We start from the raw sequence: 17,146 nt of genomic DNA, 5'->3' as shown, positions 1-17,146 counted from the left end.
TGCATCCTCGACGGCGCGAAGGGCATCCTGATCACCGCGTCCGATACCTCGTCTATCACCGGTGCCGTGCAGCAGGCCCGCGATGCCGGGCTGGTGGTGATCGCACTCGACACCCCGCTGACCCCTGCGGATGCGGCGGATGCCACCTTTGCCACCGACAATTATGTCGCCGGGTTGCTGATCGGCCAATGGGCGCGCGCCCAGATGGGCGATGCCGCCGCCGATGCCAAGATCGCCATGCTCAACATCCAGGTGTCGCAGCCCACCGTGGGCGTTCTGCGCAACCAGGGCTTCCTCGAGGGCTTCGGCATCGACATCGGCGATCCCAACCGCTGGGGCGACGAGACCGATCCGCGGATCGTGGGCCAGGACGTCACCCAAGGCTCCGAAGAGGGCGGCCGCGCCGCGATGGAGAACATCCTCGCCGCCGATCCGATGGTCAACGTGGTCTATACCATCAACGAGCCTGCCGCCGCCGGGGCCTACGAGGCGCTCAAGGCGATCGGACGCGAGAACGACGTGCTCATCGTATCCGTCGATGGCGGTTGCCCGGGCGTGCAGAACGTGGCTGACGGCGTGATCGGCGCCACCTCGCAGCAATACCCGCTGCTGATGGCCTCGCTCGGGATCGAGGCGATCAAGACCTGGGCCGAAACCGGCGAGAAGCCCGCACCCACCCCGGGCAAGGACTTCTTCGACACCGGCGTGGCCCTGGTGACCGACACCCCCGCTGACGGGGTCGAGAGCATCTCGGTCGAAGAGGGCCGGAACCTGTGCTGGGGCTGACCTGACACTCCCGGGGCCGGGCACCCGTCCGGCCCCCCTCCGTCGCCCCGGCACCTGCCGCGGCCCGTCCCCTGACGACCCAACCGGAGACACCCCATGACCGAACCGCGCCCGCAAGGCCAGGACTACGAATCTGCCCTCAAGGACAGCGCCGCCGCGGTGGCCGAGTTCGACCATGGCCCCCAGGGCTTCACGCGGAAGTTCCAGCACGCCCTGCACCAGACCCCGGCGCTGGTGCCGCTGATCGTGCTGGTGGCGGCCATCGCGGTGTTCGGGCTGCTCCTGGGCTCGAAATTCTTCTCCCCCTTCGCGCTGACCCTGATCCTGCAACAGGTGCAGATCGTCGGCATCGTCGCCGCCGCCCAGAGCCTGGTGATCCTGACCGCCGGGATCGACCTGAGCGTGGGGGCGATCATGGTGATGAGTTCGGTGGTGATGGGCCAGTTCACCTTCCGCTACGGGCTGCCGGTCGAGGTCGCGGTCGCCTGCGGGCTGCTCTGCGGCACCTTGCTCGGCTTCATCAACGGCTGGCTCGTGGCCAAGGTCAAGCTGCCGCCCTTCATCGTCACCCTGGGCATGTGGCAGATCGTGCTGGCGGCCAACTTCCTTTATTCCCGCAACGAGACCATCCGCTCCCAGGACATCCGCGACCAGGCGCCCCTGCTGCAATTCTTCGGCACCACGCTGGAGATCGGCGGCGCGCGCCTGACCTACGGCGTGATCTTCATGGTGCTGCTGGTGATCGTGCTGGCCTATGCGCTCAGGCACACCGCCTGGGGACGCCATGTCTACGCCGTCGGCGACGACCCGGAGGCGGCCGAGCTGTCCGGCGTCCAGGTCAGCAGGACCCTGATCTCGGTCTACATGCTGTCGGGACTGATCTGCGCCTTCGCGGGCTGGGCCCTGATCGGACGGATCGGGTCGGTCTCGCCCACCTCGGGCCAGCTGGCCAATATCGAAAGCATCACCGCCGTGGTGATCGGGGGCATCTCGCTCTTCGGCGGGCGCGGCTCGATCCTGGGCGCGTTCTTCGGGGCGTTGATCGTCGGCGTGTTCACCCTGGGGCTGCGCCTGCTGGGCGCCGACGCCCAATGGACCTTCCTGCTGATCGGGCTTCTCATCATCGCCGCGGTGGCCGTGGACCAATGGATCCGAAAGGTGTCGGTATGACGGACACATCGCAACAACCGATCCTCGCCGGTCGCAACCTGGTCAAACGCTACGGCCGCGTCACCGCACTCGATCATTGCGACTTCGAGCTCTACCCGGGCGAGATCCTCGCGGTGATCGGCGATAACGGGGCGGGCAAGTCGTCGCTGATCAAGGCGGTCTCCGGCGCGGTCATCCCCGACGAGGGCGAGGTCTTCCTCGAAGGCAAACGGGTCAGGTTCCAAAGCCCGCTCGACGCCCGCGCCGCCGGGATCGAAACCGTCTACCAACAACTCGCCATGTCCCCTGCACTCAGCATCGCCGACAACATGTTCATGGGGCGCGAGCTGCGCAAACCCGGGTGGCGGGGCAAATGGCTGCGCCAGCTCGACCGCGCCGCGATGGAGAAATTCGCCCGCGACAAGTTGAGCGAGCTGGGCCTGATGACCATCCAGAACATCAACCAGGCGGTCGAAACCCTCTCGGGCGGCCAGCGCCAGGGCGTCGCCGTGGCCCGGGCGGCGGCCTTCGGCTCCAAGGTGATCATCCTCGACGAGCCGACCGCGGCCCTGGGCGTGAAGGAAAGCCGCCGGGTGCTGGAGCTGATCCTCGACGTGCGCGCCCGCGGCATCCCGATCGTGCTGATCAGCCACAACATGCCCCATGTGTTCGAAGTGGCCGACCGCATCCATATCCACCGGCTGGGCAAACGGCTCTGCGTGATCGACCCCAAAGACCACGACATGTCCGACGCGGTGGCCTTCATGACCGGCGCGAAAGAGCCCGAGAGCGCCGCGGCCTGACCCCCGCGTTCCGCCCCGAACGGCGCGACCAGAGTCCCCGGGACTGGCCCAGCCCCCGCGCCCCCTTCATCTGTGCCGAAATACTCCGGGGGGCGGCCCGACAGGGCCGTGGGGGCGGCGCCCCCGACCACGCCCCGCCAAATGACAAAAACCGCCGGGTGTCCCGCGGCGGCTTCGTCACTCGATGGCTGGTTCTGCGGCGGGGCTCAGCCCTGGCGTGCCTTGAACCGGCGCTGGGTCTTGTTGATGACATAGACCCGACCCTTGCGGCGCACGACGCGACAATCGCGGTGGCGCTGCTTGAGCGAGCGGAGCGAATTCTTGACCTTCATGGGTCTTCTCCTGATCGCGGCGCGCACTGCGCCAAGGTGGATGGCCTGCCCGAAGGCGAACCGGCATGGTGGGCGGTACTGGGATCGAACCAGTGACCCCTTCGATGTCAACGAAGTGCTCTACCGCTGAGCTAACCGCCCGATGATGGTTCCGCACGACCCCCGCACCCCACAAGCCGGTGGGCCGGGCGCCGCTCGGTTGGGGTGCTATAAAAGGAGTCGCAAAGGTGTTCAAGGGCTTTTGGCCCGCCCGACAATCGCGCTATCATATGCGCGATGATGCACACCGCGTATACCCTCGGGCTGCCCCAGCCCTGCACCACCTCGGTGATTTTCGCCTCGCCCCATTCCGGGCGGGCCTACTCGAAGGATTTCCTGCGCAGCACGGTGCTGGATACCCAGACGATCCGCTCCTCCGAGGACGCCTTCGTGGACGAGCTGATCGCCTGCGCCCCGCGCTACGGCGCGCAGACCATCGCGGCCACGGCGCCCCGGGCCTATATCGACCTGAACCGCAATGCCGACGAGCTCGACCCGGCGGTGGTCAGCGGGCTGCGCCGCGTGACCCACAACCCGCGGATCAGTTCCGGGCTCGGCGTGGTGCCCCGGGTGGTGGCCAACGGGCGCGCGATCTACCGCGGCAAGATGCACCTGAACGAGGCCAAGGCCCGGCTCGATGCCTATTGGCACCCCTACCATGACCAGCTCCGGCGCATGCTGGACGTGACCCGCAACGCCTTCGGGCAGGCAATTCTGGTGGATTGCCACTCCATGCCGCACGAGGCGATCGATGCCCTGCACCAGCATTCCGAGGCCCGCCCGGACGTGGTGCTGGGGGACAGGTTCGGCGCGGCCTCCGCGGCCCATATCGTCGACCAGGTGGAGGCGGCCTTCAAGAATGCGGGGCTGCGCGTGGCGCGCAACGCGCCCTTCGCCGGGGCCTTCATCGCCCAGCATTACGGGCGACCCTCGCGCAACCAGCATGTCGTGCAGATCGAGATCGACCGCGCCCTCTACATGGACGAGGAAACGATCTCCCGCGGGCCGCAATTCCGCGCCTTCCAGCGGCTGATGGAGCAGGTGATCTCCGAAGTGGCGGATTTCGGACGCGCCTCGCAGATGCCGCTCGCCGCGGAATAACGTACCGACCCCGCATCCCGCGCGCCCAAGGATTTTCGAAAATCCTTGTCAAAAATCTTACGCAAGATTTTTGCCCGCTCAGCGCAGCGCGCGGCCCTTCACGATCGCCGTCTCGCCGAACCGGGCCCGGATCGCATCCGTTGCCCGCTCCGCCCGCGCGCGCCGCACCGCGCCCGGGTCCAGCAGATCGCCGGACAGGTCCCCGCCATCCTCCGGCACCAGGTCGCTCAGCCCCACCCCCAGCAGCCGGTAGCTCTGCCCGTCGGGCACCGCACGAAACAGGGCCATGGCCTCGCGGAACACCCGGTCCGCGATCTGGGTGGCATCGCGCAGGGCATGGCGCCGGGTGATCAGCCCGTGATCGGACTTCTTCAGCTTCAGCACCACGACCCGCCCCGCCAGCCCCTGGGCCTTGGCCCGCCCCGCCACCTTCTCGGCCATGCGCCAGACATGCCCCTCCAGAAGGTCCGGATCGGCGGTATCCTCGGAAAACGTGGTCTCGTTCGAGATGCTCTTGACCGGGCTGCGCCCGGAGACCGCCCGCGCATCCTCGCCCCGCGCCAGGTGCCACAGCCGCAGGCCCATGGACCCGAACCGCGCCACGAGATCCGTCTGCTCCCAGCGCGCAAGGTCCGTGAAGGTGCGGATGCCCGCCGCCTCCAGCGCGGCCTGCCCCGCCGCCCCCACACCCCAGATCATCCGCACCGGCTTGTCCGCCAGGAAGTCCAGCGTTTCCGCCTTGCCGATCACCGCGAACCCCCGCGGCTTGTCGAGATCCGAGGCGATCTTCGCGAGGAACTTGTTGTGCGACAACCCGATCGAGCCGGTCAGACCCAGCTCGTCCTCCATCCGCTTGACCAGTCGCGCCAGCATCACCGCCGGCGGCGCCCCGTGCAGCCGCGCGGTCCCGCCCAGATCCATGAACGCCTCGTCCAGGGACAGCGGCTCCACATCCGGGGTCATCTCGTCCATCATCGCCCGGATCGCCCGGCTCGCCTCCACATAGGCCTCGAAACGTGGCTTGATCACCACCGCATCCGGGCAGAGCGCCAGCGCCTTGAACATCGGCATCGCCGAGCGCACCCCCTTGATCCGCGCCACGTAGCACGCGGTCGACACCACCCCGCGCCGCCCGCCGCCGATGATCACCGGCCGGTCCGCAAGCGCGGGATTGTCCCGCTTCTCGACGCTGGCAAAGAACGCGTCGCAATCCATATGTGCTATGGTGAGCGTGTCCAGTTCCGCATGGGCCACGATCCGGGGGCTGCCGCAACGGGCGCAACGCGCCCCTTGCAACGCACGTTCCTGGCAATCTCGGCACAAGCTGGGCATCTGGACGAACACCGTCTAAGCGGGGATAGTGACGGGTACAGGTTAAACGGATTCTTCTTGCCACAACAGAACCGAAACACGGATTTCCAGGGGGTGACGCTCGCTGCACTCCACGCGGACAAGGTGGCGGTCACCTGTCTGCCGCCAAAGGCGCGCCCCGACGCCGGAGGCCCGGTCTGGACCCTGCCCCAGCTCGACCGGACCGACGGCGAAAGCCCCGCCGACACCGCCCTGCGCCTGGTGCGCCAGACCCTCGGCTTCCCGCTGCCGGTGACCCGGCTGAACTGGCCGATCCTGCGGCTGGCCGAGACCGACGCGCCCGACCCGCGCCCGGACTGGTTCTTCGCCGCCTGGCTCAGCCCGATGGAATGGGAGGTGCTGTCGCGCGATGGCGGACCCCGCGACGCGCTCATGCTCAGCATCGAAAGCTATCTCAAGGCCCCCACCGCCATCGCCGCCCAGCAGGACAGCCTGCGCCACTACCTGCGCCAGAAAAAACGCGCCCCCGGGGCCTGAGCCACCGGGAGCGCACGCAGCACCGACCCCACCATCACGAAAAGCCGGGCTGCCGGGTTGCGCCACCCCTGTACCGAGGGGGGAGATTCCTCAAGCGGCGCAACACGTATCGAAACCGTCCCTAGGACAGAGCACAGCGCGGCCCCGCCACCTCCGGCGCGGGCACAGCCACTGCCATCGGGGCGATACCGGCGGTCGTGAAGTGCCGCCGCAACCGGGCCACCGCCCCCGCGATCCGACGCCGCGCCGCCCAGAGGCCGAGCCGACGGCCCGCCGCCGCCCCGAGCACACCGCCAAGACACAAGGCCAGCGCCGCGGCAGACCCGCCCAGACCCGCGGGGCCCAGCCCCCAAGCCAACGCCGCCCCGGCGCCCAGCACCGCGGCCGCCATCGTCTCCGCGCCCGCACGGCTCAGATACGCGCCGTCCAGCGCGCGCTGAACCGCGAGGGTGTCGTGCGGGGCAAGCCCCGGCACCTGAACGCTGAAACCCGCCAGCTTGCGGCGGCGCCCGCGCTGCAGGTCCTCTTCCAGGGCTGCCAGATCGGTTTGGGTCGCGAGAATGACGACGGGGCGGGACTCGGCCATGAATGCTTCCTTCGGCAAGGCACTGGCAGAATGGCCAGCGCGTCTTGCCTCCGGTCTAGAACCCGAGGTGTCAGCTTTCCGTTAAGGCACCGTGAGCCTGCCCCGCCCGCCGCCGAGTTTCCCGTCAGTCGTAGCTGCGGGTGTCCTCGATCACCAAGCCGTCATTGGGCAGGCTGCCGGGGGCGACCACCTCGACCGCGCCCTTGAGCTTCAGATGCGTGGCGACCGAGGCGGCATAGGCCGCCGCGTCGCCGCCTGGGCTCTCGATCAGTACGCGCATCGTGTCCATCTCTCCGTCCCGACCCGCCACCACGCGGGCGCGTGTCACCTCCCCATGGGCGGCGACGAGCGCCGCGACCTGCTCGGGGCGGACGAACATGCCCTTGATCTTGGTGGTCTGATCCGCGCGCCCCATCCAGCCCTTGATGCGCTGGTTGGTGCGCCCGCACGGGCTCTGCCCCGGCAGCACCGCCGACATGTCCCCGGTGGCGAAACGGATCAGCGGATAGGCGGGGTTGAGCGAGGTGACGACCACCTCCCCCACCTCCCCCTCGGGCAGCGGATCGCCGGTGCCCGGGCGCGCGATCTCGACGATCACCCCCTCGTCGACGATCAGCCCCTCCATCGCCGGGGATTCGTAGGCGATATTGCCCAGATCGGCGGTGGCATAGGCCTGCAGGCAGGTGATACCCCGCTCCGCATAGGCCTGCCGCAAGCTGGGAAAAAGCGCCCCACCGGACACCGCCGCCTTGGCAAAGCCCAGGGTCACGCCCATCTCGTCGGCCTTGTCGAGGATCACCTTCAGGTAATCGGGCGTGCCCGCATAGGCGGTGGCGCCCAGATGGGCCGCCGCCTGGACCTGCAACTCGGTCTGGCCCGTGCCCGCGGGCAGCACCGTGGCGCCGACCGCGCGCGCGCCGCTCTCGAACATGATGCCCGCCGGGGTCAGGTGATAGCCGAAGCAGTTCTGCACCAGGTCGCCCCGCCCGATCCCCGCCGCATGGAGGAACCGGCCCAGCCGGAACCAGTCCCCGTCGATCCCGCCGGGCTCGTAGATCGGGCCCGGCGACTGGAACACGTGGGAGAACCCGGTGACCGGCCCGGCGAACCCGCCCAGCGGGGTATCGGGTGTCTGCGCGCCGGTCAGAGCGGATTTGCGCAGCACCGGCAGGTCCGTCAGCGCCGCGGCCGAGGTGATCGCCGCCGGATCGACCCCGGCCAGGCTGTCGGCATAGCCCGGCAGGGCCTGCGCCCGGGCGATCTGCACCGGCAGGTCGCGGGCGAGATCGGCGGCGCGCTGCGCGGCATCGCGGGTTTCCAGGGCGTCATAGGGGGAGGGGCTCATATCGGTCCTGCCTGTTCGTTCAGGGGCGCGGAGGGCACTCAAACGGAGCGCCTCCGGCGCGTTGTCGGGTTCTGCGCCCTTCGGGCGGTGGGGGCGCTGCCCCCGGCGCAAAGCGCCTCCCCCGGAGTATTTTCGCACAAAAGAAAGGGCGGCGGATCAGCTCAGCCAGCGTTTGCGGCGGCGGTAGGAGCGCACGTCGCGGAAGCTCTTGCGCCCCTCGTCGGACATGCCGAGGTAGAATTCCTTCACGTCCGGGTTCTCGCGCAACTCGGCCGCCGGGCCTTCCATGACCACCCGGCCGGATTCGAGGATATAGCCGTGATGGGCAAAGCGCAGGGCGACATTGGTGTTCTGCTCTGCCAGAAGGAAGGACACGCCTTCGCGTTCGTTGAGGTTCTTCACGATGGTGAAGATCTCTTCCACCAGCTGCGGCGCCAGCCCCATGGACGGCTCGTCCAGCAGGATGGTCTCGGGGCGCGACATCAGCGCCCGGCCGATGGCGCACATCTGCTGCTCCCCGCCGGAGGTGTAGCCCGCCTGGGATTTGCGGCGCTCCTTGAGGCGCGGAAAGTAGGTGTAGACCAGTTCCAGGTCATCGGCGATCGCCCCGCGTCCGTCGCGCCGCGTATAGGCGCCGGTCAGCAGGTTTTCCTCCACCGTCAGATGCTCGAAGCAGTGGCGACCTTCCATCACCTGGATGACCCCGCGCTTGACCATGTCCGACGGGCTGAGGTCCTGCACCCGGTCGCCGCGGTAGCTGATGGTGCCCTTGGTGACCTCGCCGCGCTCGGAATGCAGCAGGTTCGAGATCGATTTCAGCGTCGTGGTCTTGCCCGCGCCATTGCCGCCCAGCAGCGCGGTGATCCCGCCCTTGGGCACGGTCAGGCTGACGCCCTTGAGCACCAGGATCACGTGATTGTAGATCACTTCGATATTGTTGACCTCGAGGAGCGTTTCCTCGGTCCGGCCTGTATCGAGCATGGGCTCTCTCCCTTGCGACGATCCCGGCCCGGAGCAACGCGCCCCGGGCCGGGGTTTCGGTATCAGTTACACCGCGTCTCGATGTTGTTTTCGGCGGCGAAAGCCTCGCTGTCGGCGGTCACGAGCGCGTTGATCACCTCGGCATCGGGGGCGATCCAGTCGGAGATCACGGTCCAGGTCTGGGTGTCGGCATCCCATTGCTGGATCTTGGCCGCGCCGGAGCCGCCGTGATCCTCGCAGCTGACCGAGAAGGCCGGGCCGAAATCGGGCATGCCCAGTTCGGCCATGCGGGCCTCGGTGATTTCCAGGGCCTCCATGCCGTCGCGCATCATCGCCGGGGTGATGTCCGCGACCCCGTGGATCTCCTGCGCCTTGCGGGTGGCCTCGGCCGCGAGCATCGCCGCATAGAGCCCGCGATTGTAAAGCACCGTGCCATGCTGGTCCCCGGCGCCGGCCGCGAGGCCCTTGTCGAAGACATGGGTCTTGAGGTCCTCGTAAATCGGGAAATCATCGCCCACGCTGTGCATCGCCAGCGACTTGTAGCCATCGGCGGCCATGCCCGCGGGGATCACGTCGTTCTCGGACCCGGCCCACCAGTTGCCGATGAAGTTCTCCATCGGGAAGCGGATATTGGCGGCTTCCTGCACCGCGACCTGGTTCATCACGCCCCAGCCCCACATCACCACGTAATCGGGCCGCTCCCGGCGGATCTGCAACCACTGGGATTTCTGCTCCTGGCCCGGGTGATCCACCGCGATGGTGGTCAGCTCGAACCCGTGCTTGGCGCTCAGCTCTTCGAGGGTCCGGATCGGCTCCTTGCCATAGGCGGAGTTGTGGTAGAGCAGCGCGATGGTCTTGCCCTCCAGCGACTCGTACTCGCCTAGAAGGTGGTTCACCGCCACCGAGGCCGCATCCCAGTAGTTCGCCGGGTAGTTGAACACGTGGCTGAACACCGTGCCATTGGCCGCAGAGGTCCGCCCGTAGCCCATGGTGTGCAGCGGGATGCCATCGGCGGTGGCCTTGGGGATCAGCTGATAGGTGATGCCCGTGGACAGCGGCTGATAGACCAGCGAGCCCTCGCCCTTGGTGCTCTCATAGCACTCCACCCCCTTCTGGGTGTTGTAGCCGGTCTCGCATTCCAGAACGCGGGTCATCACGCCACCGATCCCGCCATCGCGCTCGTTCAGTAGGGTGAAGTAATCCGCGTAGCCATCGGCGAACGGGATGCCGCCCGCCGCATAGGGCCCGGTCCGATAGGACAGGGACGGGTACACCAGGTCCGCCATCACGGGTGCGGCCACCATCGTGGCGGCCACGGCCATGCTCGTCAGGGTCTTCTTCATGCGATTTCCTCCCATTGGTTCTCGCGTCTCGTTGTCTTGTCTCGCCCGCTCAATGCGGGAACGGCCACAGCCGCAGTTTTTCCTTCGCCAACTGCCAGAGCCGCGCCAATCCATGCGGCTCCACGATCAGAAAGAAGATGATCAGCCCGCCCAGCACCACGAACTCGAAATGCGCCGCAATCGCCGTGTCCCAACCCAGCGAACCCACCATCACGTTCTTCAACAGCACCGGCAGCAGCACGATGAAGGCCGCGCCCGCAAGGCTGCCGAAGATCGAGCCGAGCCCCCCGATGATGATCATGAACAGCACCAGGAAGGACTGGTTGATCCCGAAGGCCTCGCCGACCTCCACCGCACCCAGGTAGACGCTGAAAAACAGCGCGCCCGCCACGCCCACGAAGAACGAACTGACCGCGAACGCCGTCAGCTTGGCCTTCAGCGGGTTCACACCGATGATCTCGGCGGCGATATCCATGTCGCGGATCGCCATCCAGCTGCGCCCGATGGTCCCGCGCGTCAGGTTCCGTGCCAGCCAGGCGAGTACGAACAGGAACGCAAGGCAGAACAGGTATTTGGGCGCCGCATCCGCGTTCGGCCCGGTGATCGCGTAGCCGAACATCGTCCGCTCCGGCGCGTTGATCTGCCCCGAGGCCGAGTAGTTGTAGAACCACGGCACCTTGTTGAAGAGCCACACCAGAAAGAACTGCGCCGCCAGGGTCGCCACCGCCAGGTAGAACCCCTTGATCCGCAGGGACGGCAGGCCGAACAACACGCCCACGGCAGCGGTGATCACCCCGCCCAGCAGCACGCAGATCGCGATGTTGAGGTCCGGAAACGCCGTCATCAGCTTGTAGCAGGCATAGGCCCCCACGGCCATGAACCCGCCCGTGCCTAGGCTCACCTGCCCGCAGTAGCCGGTCAGGATGTTCAGACCGATCGCCGCGATCGCCCAGATCAGGAAGGGCACCATCACGGCACTGGCCCAGTAATCATTGATCACGAAGGGAATGATCCCGACCGCCACGGCCAGAACCAGGTAGTACCGCATCCGGTCGAACGCGATGGGGAAGGTCTGGCTGTCCGCGACATAGGACGTCTTGAAGTCCCCGGCCTCACGATAGAACATGATGTGCTCTCCCCATGGGCGCGGGGCAGCCCCCCGCGAAAAAACGAACGCCCGCGCGGCCCCGACGGGCCCCACGGGCGGTGATGCGAATGGTCATGTCTGCGCGGGCCTGTGCCGCCCGGCGGGGCGCGGTCAGGAGTGTACCTGCTCCGCGTAGGGGTCCTCGCCCTGCGTCGGCCGCACATGCAGCCCCTTCTTGATATCGTGGGTCATGGCGTTGATCTGCATCCGCGCATAGGTCCCGAGACCCAGCCCGACCATCGCGATGATGGTGCTGGTCCAGTCGAAGGGCCGCTCCCCGAGCATCGCAGCCAGGGCCAGGAATCCGAAGATCCAGAAGGCGGTGAACGCAATCACGCAGGCGATTGCCCAGAACTTTTTCATCATCGGTCGTCTCCAAACGGGGGCCGCAGCCCTGTCGGGCGCGCATGTCTGCTGCATAACAAAGCGCATTTTCGGGCTGCGTCAATATGTATCTCGCAGCCTGAATATCCCCGGTGCGGCAAATACTTGGCCCGGCCCAGATGGTTCTGCACCGCGGCAAGGCCCGGCGCGCAGGCCGCGCGCCGGTCGCAGTTTCGCCACATCCCCTTGCGAGAGTGGCGCGCACACCACCGCAGAGAGGCGCCATGACACTTGCCAGAGAACTCGAAGACATCGAAGCCCGCCGCGCCGCCGGCACCCTGACCGAGGCCGATGCGGCGCTAGCCAAGGACGCGCTGTTGCGCGGGGCCGACCCCGCACCGCGCCGCGGGCGCAACCCGGTGCTGCTGGCGGGGCTGTTTTCCAACCTCATGCTCACGTTGGTGATCCTCTGTGGCCTCGCGGCGGCGGTATTCATGTTCGTGCCGCTCACCCTGGCCATGCCGATCATGATCGTGCTGGCGCTCTGCCTGCCCGTGATCTGGTTCTGGGACTGGTTTACCGACCTGTTCTGAGGGAATCCGGGCACCGCTAGACCCTCTCGATGATCTTCTCGCCGAACAGCCCCTGGGGCCGGAAGACGAGGAACACCAGGGCCAGCACATAGGCGAACCAGTTCTGCGTGGCCCCGCCCAAGTAGGGCTGCCCGATCAGAAACTCGAAAAGCTGCTCGCCCATCCCGATGATCAGCCCGCCGACGATCGCCCCGGGGATCGACGTGAACCCGCCCAGCATCAGCACCGGCAAAGCCTTCAGCGCGATCAGCGACAGCGAGAATTGCACCCCCGATTTCGCGCCCCACATGATGCCTGCGACCAGCGCCACGAAGCCCGCGATGGACCAAACCAGCACCCAGATGAAATTCAGGCTGATGCCTACCGACAGGGCCGCCTGGTGATCGTCGGCCACCGCCCGCAGGGCCCGGCCCTGTTTTGTGTATTGCGAGAAGATCACCAGCCCCGAGACCAGCACCGTGGCGATGATCGCCGCCGAGATATCCAGGTTGTCGATGAAGAACCCGTAGCCGAACAGGTTGAAGGTGGTCTCGTCGATGGCCTCGTTGAGCCCCTGGGGCAGGCCCACATCCAGCTTCTTGATCTCCGCGCCCCACATCAGGTCCGCGGTCCCTTCCAGGAAATAGGCCAGCCCGATGGTCGCCATGAACAGAATGATCGGCTCCTGGTTCACCAGGTGGCGCAGCACGAAGCGGTTCACCGCCCAGGCGAAGCCGATCATCACGAAAACCGTCAGCAGGATCGCCAGCAGCGCCGGCACCTGCCAGCCGAAATAGTGGATATTGGTGCCGAAAATCGCGTTGATCAGATGGGCGAAGGGCACCTGCCCGTTCTGGATCCCCACCAGCGTCATCGCCGCAAAGAGCGCCATGACCCCCTGGGCGTAGTTGAAGATGCCGGAGGCCTTGAAGATCAACACGAAGCCCAGGGCCACGAGCGCATACATCACCCCCGCCATCAGCCCGTTGAGCGTGACCTCCATCGCGAAGAGCAGTTGATCAGGCATGGTCGCGCCCCTCCCCAAGGCCGTGGGCCGTGCCGCGCGGCGGCGGGCCCAAAATTCCTGACAGTTTTACGAGGCATACACTTGCCCGACACTTGCCCGACGTTTTGCCGACGCCGATCCGACCGCCGAAAGACGCCCTTTTTTCAGTCATGGGCCACCCCCAGATAGGCGTCGATCACGTCCTGGTTGTTGCGCACCTCGTCCGGCGTGCCGTCCCCGATCTTCTTGCCGTAATCCATCACCACGACCCGGTCGCTGAGGTCCATCACCACCCCCATATCGTGCTCGATCAGGGCGATGGTGGTGCCGAATTCATCATTGGTATCAAGGATATAGCGGGACATATCCTCTTTTTCCTCGACATTCATACCCGCCATCGGCTCGTCCAGCAGCAGCAGCTTGGGCTCCGCGGCCAGCGCGCGCGCCAGCTCCACCCGCTTCTTCAGCCCGTAAGGCAGGCGTCCAACGGGCGTCTTGCGGATGTTCTGGATCTCCAGGAAGTCGATGATTTTCTCCACTTTTTCCCGGTTTTCCGTCTCTTCTTTCTGGGCTTTCCCCCACCAGATCGCCTGGTCGAGCATGTTCGATTTCATATGGGTCAGACGCCCGGTCATGATGTTGTCGAGCACCGACATCCCCTCGAACAGCGCGATGTTCTGAAACGTCCGCGCGATCCCCTGCCGCGCCACCTGGTACGGCTTCATCTTCGGCCGCGGCGCCCCGCGAAACATCACCTGCCCCTCCTGCGGCACGTAGAACCCCGAGATCACGTTCAGCATCGAGGACTTGCCCGCCCCGTTCGGCCCGATGATCGCCCGGATCTCACCCTCGCGGATGTCGAAGGAGATGTCCTTGATCGCCGTAACCCCCCCGAATTTCAGGGTAATATTGCGCATCTCCATCAGGACCCCGCCGATCTTGCGGCCGTCCTCGGTGGTGTAGCCCTCATGGGACATGTCGTTCATGTCTGCTCCTTTCGTGCCCTGCGCCCGGCGCGAAACAGCAACGCCCCGATCATCCCGTACGCGCCCAGAACCACCAGCGTCAGCAACAGCCCGTCATGCAGAACCGCCGGCATCCCGAACAGCAATCCGCCCACGCCGCACAGCGCGATCGACAGCCCCTGGGCGATGTCGCCATACTTCCCGATCCGCCGCCCGATCACGTAGGACGCCGCGAAGCCCAGCCCGAAAAAAAGCACGCCGATCAAGGTCATGTGCGCACCCCCCGCGGGATGGCGGGCGGGGCGACAGCGTCAGCTGAGCGCCGCGCGATCATTCCGCCGCCACCGCCTGGGGCGCGGCCGCGACCACGCGCACGTCGCGGATCTCCAGCGTCGCCTTGATCGACCCCTTGCGCCCGTCCTCATAGGTCACTTCCGTCTCCGTCGAGACCCGGGGCGAGCCGTCATAGAGCGCGGTGACCAAGTCGGCATATTTCTCCTCGATGATCCGGCGGCGCACCTTGCGGGTCCGGGTCAGCTCGCCATCATCCGCGTCCAGCTCCTTGTGCAGCACCAGGAACCGGTGCACCTGGCAGCCCGACAGCATCTCGTCCTGCGCGACGCTCTCGTTCACCTCGGCGATGTGTTTCTGAATGGTGTCCAGAACCTGCGGATGCCCCGCCAGTTCCTGGTAGGAGGCATAGGCGATGTTGTTGCGCTCCGCCCAGTTGCCCACCGCCGTCAGGTCGATATTGATGAAGGCGCAGCACATCTCCCGATCCGCGCCGAAGACCACGGCCTCCAGGATGTTGGGAAAGAATTTCAGCTTGTTTTCAACGTATTTCGGCGCGAAGAGCCGCCCATCGGCCAGCTTGCCCACATCCTTGGCCCGGTCGATGATCCGCAGATGCCCGGTCTCCGGCTCGATGAAGCCCGCATCCCCCGTGGCCACCCAGCCCTCGGCATCCTTGGTCGAGGCGGTGCTCTCGTCGTTCTTGTAATACCGCACGAACACCCCCGGGGAGCGATAGAAGACCTCGCCATTCTCGGCGATCTTCAACTCCACCCCCGGCGTCGGCGTGCCCACCGTGTCGGCGCGCACCTCGTGATCCTTCTGCTGGGTGATGAAAACCGACGCCTCGGTCTGGCCGTAGAGCTGTTTGAGGTTGATCCCCAGCGAGCGATAGAAATCGAAGATTTCCGGTCCGATCGCCTCGCCCGCGGTATACCCCACGCGCACCCGGCTCAGCCCCAGCGTGTTCTTCAGCGGCCCGTAGACCAAGATGTTGCCCAGGGCATATGTCAGCTTGTCCATCGCCCCCACGGGCTCGCCATCGAGGATCTTCGGCCCGACCTTGCGGGCATGGGCCATGAAGGTGTCGAAGAGCCATTTCTTGATCCGGCCCGCATCCTCCATCCGGATCATCACCGTGGTCAGCTGGGTCTCGAAGATCCGCGGCGGCGCGAAGTAATAGGTCGGCCCGATCTCGCGCAGGTCCGTCATCATGGTCTCGGCGCTCTCGGGGCAGTTCACGCAGAACCCGGTCCAGTAGGCCTGGCCCACGGAAAAGATGAAATCCCCCACCCAGGCCAGCGGCAGGTAGGCGAGGATGTCGTCGTCCTGGCGCAGGTGATCGAACTCGCCGGAGTTCTTCGAGGTCAGGATGATGTTGTCATTGGACAGCACCACGCCCTTGGGCCGCCCGGTCGTCCCCGAGGTATACAGCATCACGCAGGTGGTCTGACCGTCCTGGCGCGCCAGCCGGGCCGCCATTTCCTTCTCCAGCGCCGCATGGGCGCCGCGCCCGATGGTTTGCACGTCGGAGAAGAGGCGCAGGTGGGTGTGGTCGTATTTCCGCATCCCCCGCGGGTCGAGATAGATCACCTCCTCCAGCGTGGGCAGGCGGTCCTTGACCTCGATCACCTTGTCGACCTGCTCCTGGTCCTGGGCGACCACGAAGCGCGCGCCGCAATGGTCCAGCACATAGGCGATCTCTTCGCCGACACTGTCGTGATAGAGCGGCACGGGCACGGCGCCGCACATCTGCACCGCCACCATCGTCCAGTAGAGATGCGGCCGGTTCGGCCCCAGCAGCGCGACGTGGTCGCCCTCGGCCAGGCCCATTTCGAGCAACCCGTAGGCCAGCGCCTCGATCTCGGACTGGGTTTCTGCCCAGGTCCAGCTTTGCCAGATGCCGAACTCTTTTTCGCGATAGGCAGGCTTGTCGCCGAATTTCTGCGCATTGCGTGCGAGCAATTGCGGAAACGTCTCGAGCCGGCGCACCGACGCCGCATCCACCATACGATTGTCCTCCCTGACCGGACCCCCGGTTTGCCCGCTCTATCCGGCGAGTCTCGACAATAGTGTGATGGCTTGGCGCAGCAGGTCAATTCTTTTTTTTGAACGACCGTTCATATAATGTGACAGGACCCTGCCGGGCCGGGGTCATCGGCGCATGACGTCGGCCTCTGCCTCGGTCACATCGACCCCCAGGGCATCGAGACCGCTTTCCAGGTAGTCCGCCAGAAGCGGTTGATTGGAAAGGTATTCCTCCGTGGGCGCAGAGGCTTCGGCGAGCGCGGTCCGCTTGGCCTCGGCCAGATCCTCGGGATCGAAATCCTCCCGCCCGATCCACATCACCGCCACGAGGGAGGCCTGTTCGTCTTCGTTGAGATTGGCGATGAACCCGTGCAGTTGCCCCTCGGCCATCTTGCCCTCGCGAGACAGCATGATGACCTGGGCGATTTTCGCATTGCTGATGTCGAGCATGGCGGCCTCCCTTCAACCTGGAAGAGAGTGTTTCCCAGGTTGCGCCCGCT

19 protein-coding genes and 1 tRNA gene (1 of these 20 only partly in view) are annotated in these 17,146 nt (G+C 66.3%); 6 read left to right on the top strand and 14 right to left on the bottom strand.

Going from position 1 to position 17,146, the window contains the following annotated elements:
• The 3 genes from DSHI_RS01960 to DSHI_RS01950 form a co-directional block, all read left to right on the top strand.
• On the top strand, positions 1-786 hold the 3' portion of the coding sequence (locus DSHI_RS01960; RefSeq protein WP_012177069.1) for a sugar ABC transporter substrate-binding protein. 228 nt of this gene lie to the left of the window's left edge; only the last 786 of its 1,014 coding nucleotides appear in the window; its start codon lies beyond the left edge, outside the window; it ends in the stop codon at positions 784-786.
• A gap of 96 nt (positions 787-882) precedes the next feature.
• The gene (locus DSHI_RS01955; protein WP_012177068.1) at positions 883-1,956 is read left to right on the top strand and encodes an ABC transporter permease; all 1,074 of its coding nucleotides are present in this window, start codon (positions 883-885) and stop codon (positions 1,954-1,956) included.
• The gene (locus DSHI_RS01950) at positions 1,953-2,738 is read left to right on the top strand and encodes an ATP-binding cassette domain-containing protein (protein WP_012177067.1); all 786 of its coding nucleotides are present in this window, start codon (positions 1,953-1,955) and stop codon (positions 2,736-2,738) included. Before DSHI_RS01955 ends, DSHI_RS01950 begins: the two co-directional genes overlap by 4 nt.
• 206 nt (positions 2,739-2,944) lie before the next feature.
• Here the strand turns inward: DSHI_RS01950 and ykgO are convergent, their stop codons facing one another.
• Positions 2,945-3,070: a type B 50S ribosomal protein L36 gene (gene ykgO / locus DSHI_RS01945; RefSeq protein ID WP_012177066.1), complete on the bottom strand. Its 126-nt coding sequence runs from the start codon at positions 3,068-3,070 to the stop codon at positions 2,945-2,947.
• A 66-nt stretch (positions 3,071-3,136) separates the two neighbouring features.
• Positions 3,137-3,211, bottom strand: a tRNA-Val gene (locus DSHI_RS01940).
• A gap of 135 nt (positions 3,212-3,346) precedes the next feature.
• Between DSHI_RS01940 and DSHI_RS01935 the strand changes: the two genes are divergently transcribed.
• Positions 3,347-4,210 (top strand): N-formylglutamate amidohydrolase, encoded by an 864-nt coding sequence (locus tag DSHI_RS01935; protein ID WP_012177065.1) that lies wholly within the window; start codon positions 3,347-3,349, stop codon positions 4,208-4,210.
• A gap of 78 nt (positions 4,211-4,288) precedes the next feature.
• Here DSHI_RS01935 and DSHI_RS01930 read toward each other — a convergent pair whose 3' ends face one another.
• On the bottom strand, positions 4,289-5,542 hold the full coding sequence (locus tag DSHI_RS01930; RefSeq protein ID WP_012177064.1) for a DNA polymerase IV: 1,254 nt from the start codon (positions 5,540-5,542) through the stop codon (positions 4,289-4,291).
• A 57-nt stretch (positions 5,543-5,599) separates the two neighbouring features.
• Here DSHI_RS01930 and DSHI_RS01925 point away from each other — a divergent pair, with 57 nt between their 5' ends.
• A complete protein-coding gene (locus tag DSHI_RS01925) occupies positions 5,600-6,058 on the top strand; it encodes an NUDIX hydrolase (protein WP_012177063.1) in 459 nt (152 codons plus the stop codon).
• Positions 6,059-6,179: 121 nt separating this feature from the next.
• Here DSHI_RS01925 and DSHI_RS01920 read toward each other — a convergent pair whose 3' ends face one another.
• From DSHI_RS01920 to DSHI_RS01895, 6 genes are all read right to left on the bottom strand, one after another.
• The gene (locus DSHI_RS01920; protein ID WP_012177062.1) at positions 6,180-6,644 is read right to left on the bottom strand and encodes a hypothetical protein; all 465 of its coding nucleotides are present in this window, start codon (positions 6,642-6,644) and stop codon (positions 6,180-6,182) included.
• A gap of 124 nt (positions 6,645-6,768) precedes the next feature.
• Positions 6,769-7,989, bottom strand: coding sequence for a phenylacetate--CoA ligase family protein (locus DSHI_RS01915; protein ID WP_012177061.1), 1,221 nt, complete (start codon positions 7,987-7,989; stop codon positions 6,769-6,771).
• Between the two features lie 156 nt (positions 7,990-8,145).
• On the bottom strand, positions 8,146-8,970 hold the full coding sequence (locus tag DSHI_RS01910) for an ABC transporter ATP-binding protein (protein ID WP_012177060.1): 825 nt from the start codon (positions 8,968-8,970) through the stop codon (positions 8,146-8,148).
• A 62-nt stretch (positions 8,971-9,032) separates the two neighbouring features.
• Positions 9,033-10,313 (bottom strand): ABC transporter substrate-binding protein, encoded by a 1,281-nt coding sequence (locus DSHI_RS01905; RefSeq protein WP_012177059.1) that lies wholly within the window; start codon positions 10,311-10,313, stop codon positions 9,033-9,035.
• A 49-nt stretch (positions 10,314-10,362) separates the two neighbouring features.
• Positions 10,363-11,439: a branched-chain amino acid ABC transporter permease gene (locus tag DSHI_RS01900; protein WP_012177058.1), complete on the bottom strand. Its 1,077-nt coding sequence runs from the start codon at positions 11,437-11,439 to the stop codon at positions 10,363-10,365.
• Between the two features lie 132 nt (positions 11,440-11,571).
• Positions 11,572-11,823, bottom strand: coding sequence for a hypothetical protein (locus DSHI_RS01895; protein ID WP_162017699.1), 252 nt, complete (start codon positions 11,821-11,823; stop codon positions 11,572-11,574).
• Between the two features lie 245 nt (positions 11,824-12,068).
• On the opposite strand from DSHI_RS01895, the gene DSHI_RS01890 reads away from it, so the two are divergent.
• Positions 12,069-12,377 (top strand): hypothetical protein, encoded by a 309-nt coding sequence (locus DSHI_RS01890; RefSeq protein WP_012177056.1) that lies wholly within the window; start codon positions 12,069-12,071, stop codon positions 12,375-12,377.
• 16 nt (positions 12,378-12,393) lie between these two features.
• On the opposite strand, the gene DSHI_RS01885 is transcribed toward DSHI_RS01890, so the two are convergent.
• The 5 genes from DSHI_RS01885 to DSHI_RS01865 all read right to left on the bottom strand — a co-directional run bounded on the left by DSHI_RS01885 (position 12,394) and on the right by DSHI_RS01865 (position 17,096).
• Positions 12,394-13,383, bottom strand: coding sequence for a branched-chain amino acid ABC transporter permease (locus DSHI_RS01885; RefSeq protein WP_012177055.1), 990 nt, complete (start codon positions 13,381-13,383; stop codon positions 12,394-12,396).
• A 143-nt stretch (positions 13,384-13,526) separates the two neighbouring features.
• Positions 13,527-14,348, bottom strand: coding sequence for an ABC transporter ATP-binding protein (locus DSHI_RS01880; RefSeq protein ID WP_012177054.1), 822 nt, complete (start codon positions 14,346-14,348; stop codon positions 13,527-13,529).
• Positions 14,345-14,599 carry a hypothetical protein gene (locus DSHI_RS01875; protein WP_012177053.1) on the bottom strand — a complete coding sequence of 85 codons (255 nt, stop codon included), beginning with the start codon at positions 14,597-14,599 and terminating at the stop codon, positions 14,345-14,347. Before DSHI_RS01875 ends, DSHI_RS01880 begins: the two co-directional genes overlap by 4 nt.
• 58 nt (positions 14,600-14,657) lie before the next feature.
• A complete protein-coding gene (locus DSHI_RS01870; protein ID WP_012177052.1) occupies positions 14,658-16,628 on the bottom strand; it encodes an AMP-binding protein in 1,971 nt (656 codons plus the stop codon).
• 144 nt (positions 16,629-16,772) lie between these two features.
• Positions 16,773-17,096, bottom strand: a complete 324-nt coding sequence (locus DSHI_RS01865; RefSeq protein WP_012177051.1) for a DUF3775 domain-containing protein — start codon at positions 17,094-17,096, stop codon at positions 16,773-16,775.
• Between the last annotated feature and the right edge of the window lie 50 nt (positions 17,097-17,146).

Source organism: Dinoroseobacter shibae DFL 12 = DSM 16493, from assembly GCF_000018145.1.
Taxonomy (GTDB): domain Bacteria; phylum Pseudomonadota; class Alphaproteobacteria; order Rhodobacterales; family Rhodobacteraceae; genus Dinoroseobacter; species Dinoroseobacter shibae.
The sequence above is the reverse complement of the archived record's forward strand: the minus strand, read 5'-3'. Positions and strand labels throughout refer to the sequence as shown.

Excerpts from the sequence above, each read along its gene's own strand:
- DSHI_RS01900 (WP_012177058.1), bottom strand. The coding sequence starts at position 11,439 with ATGTTCTATCGTGAGGCCGGGGACTTCAAGACGTCCTATGTCGCGGAC.
- DSHI_RS01885 (WP_012177055.1), bottom strand. The coding sequence starts at position 13,383 with ATGCCTGATCAACTGCTCTTCGCGATGGAGGTCACGCTCAACGGGCTG.
- DSHI_RS01875 (WP_012177053.1), bottom strand. The coding sequence starts at position 14,599 with ATGACCTTGATCGGCGTGCTTTTTTTCGGGCTGGGCTTCGCGGCGTCC.
- DSHI_RS01955 (WP_012177068.1), top strand. The coding sequence starts at position 883 with ATGACCGAACCGCGCCCGCAAGGCCAGGACTACGAATCTGCCCTCAAG.
- DSHI_RS01950 (WP_012177067.1), top strand. The coding sequence starts at position 1,953 with ATGACGGACACATCGCAACAACCGATCCTCGCCGGTCGCAACCTGGTC.
- DSHI_RS01865 (WP_012177051.1), bottom strand. The coding sequence starts at position 17,096 with ATGCTCGACATCAGCAATGCGAAAATCGCCCAGGTCATCATGCTGTCT.
- DSHI_RS01895 (WP_162017699.1), bottom strand. The coding sequence starts at position 11,823 with ATGAAAAAGTTCTGGGCAATCGCCTGCGTGATTGCGTTCACCGCCTTC.
- DSHI_RS01905 (WP_012177059.1), bottom strand. The coding sequence starts at position 10,313 with ATGAAGAAGACCCTGACGAGCATGGCCGTGGCCGCCACGATGGTGGCC.
- DSHI_RS01870 (WP_012177052.1), bottom strand. The coding sequence starts at position 16,628 with ATGGTGGATGCGGCGTCGGTGCGCCGGCTCGAGACGTTTCCGCAATTG.
- ykgO (WP_012177066.1), bottom strand. The coding sequence starts at position 3,070 with ATGAAGGTCAAGAATTCGCTCCGCTCGCTCAAGCAGCGCCACCGCGAT.
- DSHI_RS01915 (WP_012177061.1), bottom strand. The coding sequence starts at position 7,989 with ATGAGCCCCTCCCCCTATGACGCCCTGGAAACCCGCGATGCCGCGCAG.
- DSHI_RS01935 (WP_012177065.1), top strand. The coding sequence starts at position 3,347 with ATGATGCACACCGCGTATACCCTCGGGCTGCCCCAGCCCTGCACCACC.
- DSHI_RS01880 (WP_012177054.1), bottom strand. The coding sequence starts at position 14,348 with ATGAACGACATGTCCCATGAGGGCTACACCACCGAGGACGGCCGCAAG.
- DSHI_RS01890 (WP_012177056.1), top strand. The coding sequence starts at position 12,069 with ATGACACTTGCCAGAGAACTCGAAGACATCGAAGCCCGCCGCGCCGCC.
- DSHI_RS01910 (WP_012177060.1), bottom strand. The coding sequence starts at position 8,970 with ATGCTCGATACAGGCCGGACCGAGGAAACGCTCCTCGAGGTCAACAAT.
- DSHI_RS01920 (WP_012177062.1), bottom strand. The coding sequence starts at position 6,644 with ATGGCCGAGTCCCGCCCCGTCGTCATTCTCGCGACCCAAACCGATCTG.
- DSHI_RS01930 (WP_012177064.1), bottom strand. The coding sequence starts at position 5,542 with ATGCCCAGCTTGTGCCGAGATTGCCAGGAACGTGCGTTGCAAGGGGCG.